Here is a 12,275-nt window from a genome sequence, read left to right on the forward strand (position 1 = left end):
GATCAGACCTCCATCCCGTAGCGGTGCACCTTGTGGGTCGGATAGAGCGAGATCGTCGGGATCGTTACGTCCGGCGTGCGTGTCGCAACATAAAGGGCCAGCCAACCGACGTTCTCGACGTCGATACAAGACGCGTGGATGCCTTCCTTCAGTTCCTTTTCATCAAGCCAGCCGTCGGTATAGGCCTTCAGATCACCGTCATAGAGTCCCTTGTCAATGATCTCGGTCATCGGCGTCTTGACGTGGCTCGGGTTGAGGACTGTAACGCCAATGCCTTTCTTTTCGCCATCAAGCAGGATGTTCTTGGAAAAGCCGAGCATGCCGTGCTTGGACGCGCGATAGGGGCTGTGACCGGGGCCGGAAGCAACGCGGGTAGAGGAAGAGCCCATGTTGATTATGCGTCCGCCGCCTTGCGGCTCCATGTAGATGAAGGCTTCGCGGCAGCAGAGAAAGACCGCCGTGAGGTTCGGCCCGATGGTCTTGTTCCATTCTTCAAGGGTGACCTCGTTCAGGGGCGGAGCAAGACTGTCGCGGCCAGCCGAGTTGACCACCACGTCGATCTTGCCCCACGCATCATGAACCTGCTTGAAAAAAGCGCGCACGGTGTCTTCTTCGGTCACATCGGCATAGATTGGCAGCACCTCACCGCCATCGGCCTCGATTTCCTTGGCAATACGCTCGAGGCGCTCCTTGTCAAAGTCAATCATTGCGACCTTGCAGCCCGCATCCGCGTAGACACGCGCCACTTCTTCTCCGATACCGGAGGCTGCGCCGGTGATTATGCTGACCTTGCCCTCAAGGGTCATGGGCGCGCGTTTACTGCTTCCATTTGTCGACATGGTACTTCCTTTTCGCAAAGACGTTGTATTCAGTTAGGCGGCGCGGGCCGCTTCCACGGCCGCTGCGGTAAGCTTGGATATTTCGTCGAATTTACCGGCGGCGATCAGCTTGGGGTCGACCATCCACGAGCCGCCACAGGCGAGAACCGATGGTAGCGACAGGTAGTTTCCAAGATTTCCAAGGCCGATTCCGCCCGTGGGAATGAACCGCATTTGCCTGTAGGGACCTGATAGCGCCTTGAGGAACGCGACACCGCCCGTCTGTTCGGCGGGGAAAAACTTAACCGCATCCAACCCGTCGGCCATTGCCGCTTCGACGCCTGTCGGATTGTTGACACCGGGAACAATCGGCAAACCCGCAGCGCGGGCCGCGGCGACCACCTTCGGGTTGTACCCCGGAGTAACGAGGAATTGGGCCCCCGCGTCCAAGGCAGCTTGCACTTGCGCCTCTGTCAGCACGGTGCCGGCGCCAATCAGCATGTCGGGCACCTCTGCCGCGATCGCCGATAGCGACTCCGCCGCCGCGTCAGACCGAAAGGTAACCTCGGCCACTGCCAAGCCACCAGCGAGCAGAGCTTTAGCGAGTGGTACGGCATCTTCCGCACGCTCCAGCACAACGACAGGCAGGAGGCGGGCTTGGGCGATTTTTTCAAGAGCAGTATCAGTCATGGGTCCCCGAATCAAATTTCATTCCATGCTAAACATTATGAAAGGTATTTTCTTGCTTTGCAAGTGGTGTGAAATAAAACATTTTTATACCACCGACCGGATCATACCGCCGTCGACCTTCAGCGCTGCACCATTAACCGCCGAGGCGCGATTGCTGGCAATAAAGCAGACGAAATCGGCAACTTCTTCGGGCCGTGAGAGCCGCTGGATCAAAGAGGTCGGCCTGTTTTCACGCATGAATTTAGCATGCGCTTCGTCACGGCTCAGCTCCGGGAACACGGCTGCGATAAAGTCGCCGACACCTTGCGTGTTCACGGGACCTGGCAGCACCGCGTTGACGGTTACTTCGGTACCTTTGGTCAGCTCGGCAAGGTTCCGAGACACCGATATTTGCATGGTTTTCGTCGCAGAGTAGTGCGCCATCTCAGGAGCGGGATTGAGGCCACTCTCACTTGAGACAAAAATCACCCGACCCTGGTTGTTCTTAAGCATCCCCTTGAGAAAATGGCGAGAAAGCCTGACGCCACTCATGACATTCACGTCGATAAGGCGCTGCCAATGGTCATCCGTTGTGTCGAAAAAATCGATTGGCTCGTAGACGCCGAGATTGTTCACCAGGATATCTACAGAGCCAGAAGGAAGCTGCCGGCACGCCGCTTCGCAGCCTTCAGCCGAGCCGAGGTCAGCGACCAGCCCCTCAAGACTCGCATCCGGCACTAGCGCCGCGATTCGCGCTTGGGCCGCCTTGACGCTTTCGGCGCCACGGCCGTTAACGATTACAGTTGCGCCTTCACGCGCAAGAGAGGTTGCGATCGCCTCCCCAATTCCACCAGAGGAGGCACTCACCAGCGCCCTTTTGTTTGTAAGCCCGAAATCCATCGTCTCTCCCCGTATCTTCATAGTTGCTCGAGTGCTGTCTGGAAATTAATTCGATATGACTTGACATGCAAGAAAATTCTTTCTGTAATAGATGGAATGTTGGAATCTTGTCTTCATGGAGGAGCGCGCATCGTGTCCGAGTTGCGAATCGAACGAATTTCGAAAGTGTTTTCGCCCGGAATCTCGGCGCTGAGTGACGTCAGCTTTGACGTCGAGGACAGAGAGTTCGTTTTTCTCCTTGGTCCGTCTGGCGCAGGAAAAACCACCGCTCTGCGCTTGATTGCAGGACTCGACCAGCCAAGCTCCGGGCAAATCCGCATAGGCGGCGCCCCTGCGGCTGGCCTCTCCCCGCGCGAGCGAGATCTGGCGATGGTCTACGACAAACACTCGATGTATCCGCATCTGACCGTGTTTGAGAATATGGCCTACCCCCTGCGGCTTCGCGGCGTCGCCGACGACGTCATGCGCAAGAAAATTGGCGATACGGCGGACATTCTCGACATTTCGGCCTTGCTGGACCGTCGTCCGCGCGAACTGTCCGGCGGTCAACAGCAGCGCGTCGCTATCGGTCGGGCGCTTGTCCGCGACGCCAACGCCTATCTGATGGATGAACCGATCAGCGCGCTCGACGCCAAGCTACGCGCCCACATGCGCGTCGAGTTCAAGCGCCTGCAACGCGAATTATCGGCAACTATTCTTTATGTGAGTCACGATCAGCTAGAAGCCATGACCATGGGCGACCGCATTGTGGTGATGGACAAGGGCGTGGTGCAGCAGATCGGAACGCCGCGCGAGATCTTTGATCGCCCAGTCAATCTATTCGTGGCCACTTTTGTCGGAGAGCCGTCTATGAACACCCTGCCCTGCCAGTTGCGGCAGGACGGCGGCCGTTGGGTGGTCCAAGGCGGACAGTTCCGGGTGGAGGTTTCCGAGACCTGGATCAACCGTCACAACCTTGCACGCCATGCCGGAAAACCTGTGGTGTTGGGCATCCGCCCCCATCGCTTTGCGCTTGCGGGTTCCGAGGAGGCCGGCCAACCCAATGTCGAAACCGGTCGGATCTATGCAGTGGAAACGCTTGGATCAGAAACGGTCTACGACGTTGAAATCAACGATCAAGTTCTGCGCATTTGGTCGCGGGACGCGTCAGGACAAAGGCTCCGCGGGCAGATCGGCGCGCCAATCCATTTTCGTGTCGATCCGGATGGTCTCTACCTCTTCGACCGCGAAACCGGGCTGGCCCTGGCTCACGCGACAACAGATTTCGAAAAGGCAGCCTGATTGCCCTGAACACCGGCGCTTTGCGCCACCCGTCTAACGGAGGAGGAGGACACAAATGACCACCAAACTTAACAGAAGGCAGTTCACGACACTGCTTGGCAGCTCTGCGCTCTGCGCACCTGGTATCGTCCGGGCGCAATCGGCCCAGATGCGACAGTTCGAGGGTACGACCCTCAATATGCTGGCCGTTCAGTTTGCGCATCACGATGCGCTCTGGTCGCAGGCTGCCGAGTTCGAGGAATTGACCGGCATCAAATTGAATATCGAGTTTGCCCCCTTCGAGAACGCCCGCGAGCGTACGCTGCTCGACATGTCCTCGCGGTCCGGTCGATACGACGTCTTTACCGTCGACATCATGTGGCTGGCCGAATATGCGGCGGCGGGCTACCTTGAGCCGATCTCGCAATATCTCGGCAATTCTGATCTAACGGCCGAAGACTACGACGTGAACGACTTCGTCGCTCGGGTCTATTCTGGCACCGGCGTCTATAGCGACAGGATGTACAGCGTTCCATACGACTGTGGAACTGTCGGAAACATGTTCCGCGCCGACCTGATGGAAGAAGCGGGGATCTCTGTGCCGAACCGCTTCGACGGGTCCTTTACTGCCAATGCCATGCGGGAAATCTGCGGCACTCTGATGGAGAATAATCAAGGGCTGGTCGGCTACGTCACCGGCCCGCAGCGTTGGTTCTGGGGCTGGATGTTCACGCCGTATCTTTATGCTTGGCAGGATCAGGCAAACGTCGGAAACGAATTTGTCAATGCGGATTGGGAAGTTACAATAAATAGCGAGAACAACCTGGCCGCTCTCGAATACTATCTGGGACTGCGTGACTTCACACCATCCGATGACCTGAATTACGGATATGGCGAACAGCTTGCTGTTTACCAACAGGGCAACGCAGCCGGCTCGATCACCTATTCCGGGTTCATAGGCGCCCATTACGAAGACCCTTCGTTGCCCGTGGCCGGGCGGAATGTCGCGTTGCACACGCCGGTCGGGCCATCGGGCCGTACCGACCCGTTCTTTGGGTCCTGGGGCTTGGCGATGTCCGTGGATTCCCGTCAGAAGGAAGCGGCCTGGTTCTTTATTCAGTGGATCACTCACAAGGAACGCCTTGCCAAGGGAGCCATTGGCGGCGGAACTGCGGTACGCCATTCGACCTATCGCAACCCCGATTTCCAGTCGGTCGCACCATGGCATGCCGAGATGTACGACTACATGACCAAAACGGCGAACCCGGACGAGCGCATTCGCGTTCCCGAATGGGCAGAGATTTCCGAAGTCATGGGGCTGTACGGAAACCGGGCCTGGGGCGGTGAGATCACAGCCGAACAGGCTTTGGAGGGAATGGAGCGGGACATGAAAGCCGCCTTCCGCCGTGGCGGCTATTACCGCGATGGCGCGAACAAGCCGCCGCAACTGTGGCGTGATCTCAGCTACTACGACCGCGCTCCCGCAGACTGGGAGTAAACCCAGTCTATCGCGCTGCCCGCAATCTCGCTCCCATTCGGGCAGCGCGCCTTTGCCAGACGCCTTGGAGGCACTCCATGAACGACGCCACGAACCAAATCAAAAACGGTTCAAGAATTTCGCGGACCCAAAGAAGGCCCCGCACACAAGTAAGCATACAGAACCGAAACTGGTTCCCCTGGCTTCTGATGAGCCCAACGCTAACCATCTTGCTGGTCGTCGGTATCTTCCCATTTGCCTATTCCATCTGGTTGGCCTCGACCAATATCATCCTGTCCCGCCCCCAGCTTGAAACCTTCTTTCTGGGGTTGGAAAACTATCAGGACCTGATGCAGGATCCCGCGTTCTTCAACGCGTTGCGCATCACGCTAGTCTATACCATATCGGTGGTGTTCATCGAGTTCTGGGCGGGGCTCGGCCTGGCTCTGCTCTTCAAGCGCAATATCCGCGGCAAGGCGGTCTATCGGCTACTGTTGCTGCTTCCCATGATCATTCCGCCGCTGGTTGTGGGTCTGATCTGGCGCTACATGCTGTTTCCGAATTCGGGGCTGATTTCATATTACGCCAACGAGTTCGCTGCCCTTCTTAATGTGTCGCCACCCTCGTTTCTCTCGGCGCCTGGTTCGGCACTGCGAACGCTGATTTTCATCGACGTCTGGCAGTGGACCGCTTTCATGTTTCTGATCCTGTCGGCCGGCCTCGCGGCGATCCCGCCCGAACCCTATGAGGCGGCTGAGATCGATGGTGCCTCATCGTGGCGGGTCTTCTGGACGATCACCCTGCCGATGCTGCGACCCGCCGTTCTGATCGCCCTTGTTATTCGAACCATGGACGCGTTCCGAACTTATGACCAAATCGCGGTGCTAACCTCCGGTGGCCCCGGCAGTTCGACGGAAACACTAAATATCTGGCTGACCAATCTGGGCTTTCGCTTCTTCAACGTGTCGAAAGCGGCGGCGCTGTCGCTGATCATCTTCGTAATCATCCTCGTGCTGAGTTTCGTGTTCGTCAAAGTTCTCAGCCGGACCAGTATCGACGACAAGGAGTGACTGGATCGATGCAAAAGGATTTCTCGTCCATTATCTCGCCCGATGCGCCGGAAGAAGAACGTAACTGGTGGGTCCATGCCATCCTGGGGCTGGCCTCTGCCATCGCAAGCCTGCCAGTCATCTGGATAGTGCTGACCGCGTTCATGCCGAGTGACGTCGCCCAGAGCATGCCGCCAAGAGTGCTGTTTTGGCCAACATTGGATGCATTTCACGAACTGATTGTGGAACGCGACATGCTTTATTTCATGATGAATTCTGCAATTGTCGCGATAGTTTCCACCGTGTTGTCTGTTGTCCTTGGGATGTTCTGTGCCTATGCGCTGGCGCGTTACGATTTCGCCGGGAAGGACGACGTCGCCTTCTGGATCCTGACGAACCGTATGATGCCGGCGGTGGCAATCGTCCTGCCAATGTTCCTGATCTTTCAGACGGTAAACCTTCTGGATACACGGATCGGTCTCATCATTCTGTACACCGCGATGCAGTTGCCGTTCGTGGTCTGGATGCTGAAAGGTTACTTCGAAGAAGTCCCTCGCCAGTTGGAAGAAATCGCTTTGGTTGATGGGGATACCTGGTTTGGTGCATTTCGGCGTGTCGTCCTGCCGATGATGGCCCCGGCCATCACTGCAACCGCTATCTTTGTCCTGATTCTCAGCTGGAACGAGTATGCCTTTGCCTTCTTCCTCACCGGCAGCCAAGCAAAGACCCTGCCCCCCGCAGTCGTGACCTTTGCGGTGAATGCCGAAGTGAGCTGGGACGTTCTAGGCGCGGCCTGTCTGATTATCACGGCTCCGATCATGATCTTCGTTATTGCGGTACAGAAACGCTTTATCAGCGGTCTGTCGATGGGAATGGTGCGCTAAGATGGCTGATATTCAAGTAAATAACCTGCGACGCACCTTCGGAACCTTCGTGGCAGTCGAAAACATCGACTTCCACATCCAAGACGGCGAGTTCGTCTTTTTCCTTGGACCCTCGGGCTGTGGCAAAACAACGACCCTGCGTATGATCGCAGGCCTGCTGATGCCGAGCTCTGGCAGAATAGATATCGGTGGGCGCAATGTCACCTATCTCAAGCCGAGGGACCGCAATGTCGGAATGGTGTTCCAGTCAAACGTTCTCTACCACCACCTTTCGGTCTACGAGAACCTAGCCTACCCGTTGAAGGTTCGCGGCATGGCGCGGGCGCAGGTCCGTGCCAAGGTGCAGGAAGTCGCGGAGCTTCTGCAAATTCAAGAGGTGCTCAAACGGTCAACAGAACGACTTTCGGCAGGTCAGGCCCAGAGAGTGGCCATTGGGCGCATGCTTGTTCGGGATGCAGACGTCTTCCTGATGGACGAACCGATCAGCCACCTTGATGCCAAGCTGCGCGCGCATATGCGGGTAGAGCTGCGCCATCTTCAGAAAGAGCTGAACCGAACGACAGTCTTCGTCAGCCACGACCAGCTCGAAGCCATGTCGATGGCCGACCGGATTGCAGTTATCAACGAGGGCCAGGTCCTGCAATTTGCCCCGCCGCAGGAAATCTTCGACCGCCCCGCGACTGAATTCGTCGCGGGATTTGTCGGCGAGCCGCACATGAACATCATTGACGTGGACCTGAACGGAACGGAAGTGACAGGAGACGGTTTCGCTATCTCAGTCGATGCCGACTGGCTTTCCCGAAACCGCATCAGCCAGGGACGATGGCGGCTGGGCGTTCGCCCGGAACACGTCTCTATCCATGACGTTCCCGCGCAGGGCCGTTTCCCGGCCAAGCTGTTTGCGGTCGAGACGATGGGGGCCGAGAACCTCTTCTCCTTCAAGATCGGCGCGCGGGATTTCAAAGTGCGTGCGACCACCCAGGATAGCGACTGGTATGTCGATGCGGTGGATAAGGTTCTCTACCTTCAGGCCGCACCCCAGCGCGTTTATCTCTTTGATCCATCCAACGGTAAGACCCTCGCGCAGGCATCCGCAACTGAAGACAAGGAAGGATTGTTATGACCAGCTCCCGTTCCTGGATCGTCCTTGGACTCATCATGATGGCATTGACAAGCAGCTGCACCGCAATGGCCGGCGACTTTGAACACTGGCCGGCGACCGTCCCGGCGCTGGCGGTCATGCTGGTCGGAAAAGTCTTGAACAGCCGCTTTCAACTGGTGAAGTGGCCGATGGAGTTCATAATGTTGTCAGCGGTCACATTGATCCTGTTCAACCTTATCCATCTCTATTTCAAACCTTTCTGATGTCCCTGCAGTTCCACGATAGCCACATCGTTGCGCTTGATCTTGGTACCGGAAGTGCCCGCGCGGCATTGGTGGATGCGTCAGGCCAGATAACCGGGATCGTGAGTCGGCCGCTCACGACCCGCTACCCAAAGCATGGGTGGGTCGAACAGGCGCCTGCGGATTGGTGGGCAGCCATGTCGGACGCAATCCGAGAGCTGATCTCAAGCCATCCGGATTGTGTGATCGACGCAATTTGTGGGTGTGGTCACATGCACGCGCCCGTCCTGATCGATAAGTCAGGTCATACCACCAGACCGACGGCGATGCTTTGGAATGACAAGCGGGCAACCAAACTGGCAGCGGCGCTGAATGACAGGATCAGATCAGAGAGCCGAGAGGCCCAATTTGCCAATCCAGCAACCCCGGCATGGCCGGGTGTTAAACTGGCTTGGCTGGCGGCCTATGATCCCTTCGCGCTGAACGGAGTGACTTCGCTTCTGATGCCCAAGGATTACATAAACTACCGGCTTTGCGGTGAAATCGCCTTCGACTGGACAGAGGCGGGCTCAAGCTTCCTGATGGACCCCACCACCCGACAGTGGTCTCCCAGGCACGCGACAATGCTGGGTGTGGATGCCGGAATACTACCCCCGCTCGTCGCCCCTTGGGCGCGGATCGGCTCCGTCCAGGCCAGTGTTGCCGGCGCCACAGGCCTTCCTAAGGGCCTGCCCGTGTTTGCGGGCGCCGGTGACTACCCCTGTGCGGTTGCCGGCTCAGGGGCGACTGCTTGCGGCGCAGCAAGTGACATTACCGGCACGTCCTATCTTCTGACCACGATTGGAGAATCCCCGCTCTTGGATCCCAATGTGATGAATGTCATGACCGTCGATGGCAAATGGGGCGCGTTCGCTGTCGTAGATGCGGCCGGGGATGCAATCCGCTGGGCGCGCAGCTTGGTATGTGACGAAACGACAAGCTTTGAGACACTCAGCGGCATGGCGCAGGACATTTCGCCAGGGGCGGACGGGTTAATCTTCCTGCCCTATCTGACCGGGGAAAGGCTGGGCCACGGGGCGGCCTCACGTGCGGCATTTTTGGGTTTGAGCTCCCGGCATGGACCCGCGCATGTGGTTCGCGCGGTCATGGAAGGTGTCGCGCTTGCCATGCGGCACGCAAGCAATCCGATATGGGCGCAACGAACCCTGAACGGACCTGTCATTGCCGCGGCGGGCGGGCGGCGGTCCGGTCTTTGGATGCAGATCAAGGCCAGCGTGTTCGACCTGCCGATTCAACCGGCGGCAGAAGCCGAATCTGGTCTCGTCGGCTGCGCCGCCATTGCGCGGACGGGTCTGGGCCATTACGAGACCGTTGCCGAGGCGGTTGCCGCCATGACGGGTGTCACAGAGGAGATTTATCCTGACCCTGAAATGCACAGAGTATACAACGACCTTTTTCCGATTTTCGAGACAGCAAAGACGGCGCTGCGACCGATAAATCAATACTTGTCTGATCGCGACACGCAAGATGACTGAATTGGATAGGATACACAAACATATGGAAATTGGCGCAATCCTCTGGGACATGGATGGCACGCTGGTTGACAGCGAACCTCTGCACGAATCCGCGTTACGCGCGGCTATGCGCAAAGCCGGTATCAAACCGCCGGATGAACTGCATAGCAAGGTGCTTGGCATGTCGGCAGATGCAGTCTTTGCATGGCTCAGAGAGGATCACGGTTTGTCCTTGGATTTTTCGGACTGGATCAAACTGAAATACGCGCATTACCTCGCGAATGTCGCGGAAGTTCGTGCCATTCCTGAGGCGCTTGAGATCTGGGCGATGGCGGAACATCGCGGTCTTCAGCAGGCTGTCGTTTCAAACTCAGATCGCCTTATCGTCGACGCAAACCTGCGCCAGACGAACCTTGCCCGGGCAGAGTTCAAGAGTGTCAGCCGAAATGATGTGCGCCGTGGTAAACCGGACCCTGAGCCATACCTCCGTGCAGCTTGGCTGCTCGATGTCCCGCCAGCCGCCTGTATCGTGATTGAGGATAGTCCTACTGGTGCCTTGGCGGGGGCAGCGGCCGGGATGCAAACCTTTTTGCTTGATGTAACCGGGCGGATTGTGCTGGACAGGGTGAATACCATTCGGAACTATTCTGAAATCCCTTTCGGCTCGGGCTTTTGATTATGGGTTGCTGTGGCAATCGGCAGATCGTGACATATGAATTTAGCTCAGGATGTCGATAACGGGCACGCCCCAGTCAAGTGTTTTTAGGCCGTGCTGACAAAAGGACTTCTCACTGCCGCCTGATCGTGATTCGAGCTGATATCTGCGATGGAGACCAGCTTGGCGCGAACTCTGATGTCGGATGAGGAATGGACGTTCTCTAAACGGTTTGTCCTGGCCGTCCGTGCGCCGAACGGGCGCAAACCGACCAGTCATCGCCATGTTCTTGATGGGATTTTCTGGATCGCTCGCACCGGCGCTCCATGGCAGGACCTGCCTGAGCCGAACGTCCTGTTGGCCGACAGGGGCTATGATGCTGACAGATTTCGGAAAAACGGCGGCGCGGGATGTGCTGACCCAGATACCGATGCGCAAGTCTCGCAAGAAGCGCGTCGGCGTGGATCATTCGCTATATTCGTTGCGAAACATGTTTGAACGCTGCTTCAAAACAAGTTGAAAAAGCTCGCCGGGTCGCAACCCGCTACGACAAAACCGCCGAGAGTTTCCTCGGCTTCATAGACAGAACGTCCATCCGCCTCTGGCTGCGCTTTTTGTCAATATGACCTGGCGTCGCTCCAGCCGATCTTCCAATCACCGATAATTTTGTTTGCGTCTTTGAGTGCACTGCTCCCCAACCCTGGACCGCCGGAGGTTGATTGTTCCAAGCCATTCCAGAAACGCCCCGAGCCGCCGCAATCCCGAAACGCGCGTCAGGTATAGTGCGGAGATATCCAGCGGTTCCGCATCAAGCTGCCCGGGGAATAGTTCGACCAAACGGCCCGCGCGGATATCGTCCGCGATCATGAAGTCAGAGAATCGTGCGACACCCAAGCCGCCCAGGACCAGTTGACGCACTGCCTCGCCGTTGTTTGCTGTCACCGAACCCGGAATTTCCAGCGGGTCGGTCATGCCGATGAAGCGTAACGTGTTGATATGGTCCGGCGCCGCAAAGCGCACCTGCTCAAGGCGCGCAAGGTCGGCCAATGATTCTGGCCAGCCATTGCGGTCGAGGTAGTCCGGCGCGGCAACGAGCTTCCACGCGGTACGCCCCATCGGGCGATGCAACATCTGGCTATCTCCCAGGCGGCCCAGACGAATGGCGACATCCGCATGACTGCCGATCAGGTCAACCAGCGTATCCGTCATATCAATCGACAGCTGAATACCCGGGTATGTCGCATGAAATTCGGCAAGATGCGGGGCGAGAACATGCAGGACGTAAGGAACCGGTGCGTTGACCCGCAGTGGCCCGGCGGGGGCCTGTCCGCTGGTTGCGATCTCTTGCAGGGTTTCACTGCGGTCCAGAATTTCGCGTGCCTCGGCCAGAACGGCGGCGCCTTCGGGGGTGATCTCGATGGATCGCGTGGTGCGGCGCAGCAATGTGACTTTCAACTGTTCTTCCAGCCGCGTGACCGACCGGCTGAGCGTCGAGGCCGACACGCCACGTCGCCGTGCAGATTCAGCAAAGCCGCCATCATCGACGATCCCGACAAAGGCGGCCAAATCCCCCATGCGCAGCAATTCGTGCAGTTTCTGCAATGATCCATTCCAAACTTGTCCGTTCTCGCAATAGATAACGGCAGGCATATACGGCGTCGACATCAAATTTATTGGAGAAACCCGATGCCACTTGCCCTTTGGG

12 protein-coding genes and 1 pseudogene are annotated in these 12,275 nt (G+C 57.5%); 9 read left to right on the forward strand and 4 right to left on the reverse strand.

The window, feature by feature from the left end:
- Window positions 1-2: 2 nt before the first annotated feature.
- From Q4577_RS22180 to Q4577_RS22190, 3 genes are all read right to left on the reverse strand, one after another.
- Window positions 3-839, reverse strand: a complete 837-nt coding sequence (locus tag Q4577_RS22180) for an SDR family oxidoreductase (RefSeq protein ID WP_303472903.1) — start codon at window positions 837-839, stop codon at window positions 3-5.
- 33 nt (window positions 840-872) lie between these two features.
- A complete protein-coding gene (eda, locus tag Q4577_RS22185; protein ID WP_303472904.1) occupies window positions 873-1,508 on the reverse strand; it encodes a bifunctional 4-hydroxy-2-oxoglutarate aldolase/2-dehydro-3-deoxy-phosphogluconate aldolase in 636 nt (211 codons plus the stop codon).
- Between the two features lie 84 nt (window positions 1,509-1,592).
- Entirely contained in the window at window positions 1,593-2,387 is a 795-nt protein-coding gene (locus tag Q4577_RS22190) for an SDR family NAD(P)-dependent oxidoreductase (protein WP_303472905.1), read from the reverse strand.
- 132 nt (window positions 2,388-2,519) lie between these two features.
- Between Q4577_RS22190 and Q4577_RS22195 the strand changes: the two genes are divergently transcribed.
- The 9 genes and pseudogenes from Q4577_RS22195 to Q4577_RS22235 all read left to right on the forward strand — a co-directional run bounded on the left by Q4577_RS22195 (window position 2,520) and on the right by Q4577_RS22235 (window position 11,196).
- Window positions 2,520-3,668: an ABC transporter ATP-binding protein gene (locus Q4577_RS22195; RefSeq protein ID WP_303472906.1), complete on the forward strand. Its 1,149-nt coding sequence runs from the start codon at window positions 2,520-2,522 to the stop codon at window positions 3,666-3,668.
- Between the two features lie 55 nt (window positions 3,669-3,723).
- Entirely contained in the window at window positions 3,724-5,145 is a 1,422-nt protein-coding gene (locus tag Q4577_RS22200) for an ABC transporter substrate-binding protein (protein WP_303472909.1), read from the forward strand.
- A 77-nt stretch (window positions 5,146-5,222) separates the two neighbouring features.
- Window positions 5,223-6,194 carry a carbohydrate ABC transporter permease gene (locus Q4577_RS22205; protein ID WP_303472911.1) on the forward strand — a complete coding sequence of 324 codons (972 nt, stop codon included), beginning with the start codon at window positions 5,223-5,225 and terminating at the stop codon, window positions 6,192-6,194.
- An 8-nt stretch (window positions 6,195-6,202) separates the two neighbouring features.
- Window positions 6,203-7,057: a carbohydrate ABC transporter permease gene (locus tag Q4577_RS22210; protein WP_303472913.1), complete on the forward strand. Its 855-nt coding sequence runs from the start codon at window positions 6,203-6,205 to the stop codon at window positions 7,055-7,057.
- 1 nt (window position 7,058) lies between these two features.
- The gene (locus tag Q4577_RS22215) at window positions 7,059-8,180 is read left to right on the forward strand and encodes an ABC transporter ATP-binding protein (RefSeq protein WP_303472915.1); all 1,122 of its coding nucleotides are present in this window, start codon (window positions 7,059-7,061) and stop codon (window positions 8,178-8,180) included.
- Window positions 8,177-8,422 (forward strand): hypothetical protein, encoded by a 246-nt coding sequence (locus Q4577_RS22220; protein ID WP_303472916.1) that lies wholly within the window; start codon window positions 8,177-8,179, stop codon window positions 8,420-8,422. Before Q4577_RS22215 ends, Q4577_RS22220 begins: the two co-directional genes overlap by 4 nt.
- Complete coding sequence (locus Q4577_RS22225) at window positions 8,422-9,936, forward strand: FGGY-family carbohydrate kinase (protein WP_303472917.1); 1,515 nt, start codon at window positions 8,422-8,424, stop codon at window positions 9,934-9,936. The genes Q4577_RS22220 and Q4577_RS22225 overlap by 1 nt, the downstream gene beginning before the upstream one ends.
- A gap of 22 nt (window positions 9,937-9,958) precedes the next feature.
- Window positions 9,959-10,591, forward strand: a complete 633-nt coding sequence (locus Q4577_RS22230; protein WP_303472919.1) for an HAD family phosphatase — start codon at window positions 9,959-9,961, stop codon at window positions 10,589-10,591.
- Between the two features lie 150 nt (window positions 10,592-10,741).
- Window positions 10,742-11,196: pseudogene (locus Q4577_RS22235) on the forward strand (transposase).
- 28 nt (window positions 11,197-11,224) lie between these two features.
- Here the strand turns inward: Q4577_RS22235 and Q4577_RS22240 are convergent.
- Window positions 11,225-12,172, reverse strand: a complete 948-nt coding sequence (locus Q4577_RS22240; RefSeq protein ID WP_303472921.1) for a LysR family transcriptional regulator — start codon at window positions 12,170-12,172, stop codon at window positions 11,225-11,227.
- Between the last annotated feature and the right edge of the window lie 103 nt (window positions 12,173-12,275).

The organism is Marinovum sp. 2_MG-2023, assembly GCF_030548265.1.
GTDB lineage: Bacteria > Pseudomonadota > Alphaproteobacteria > Rhodobacterales > Rhodobacteraceae > Marinovum.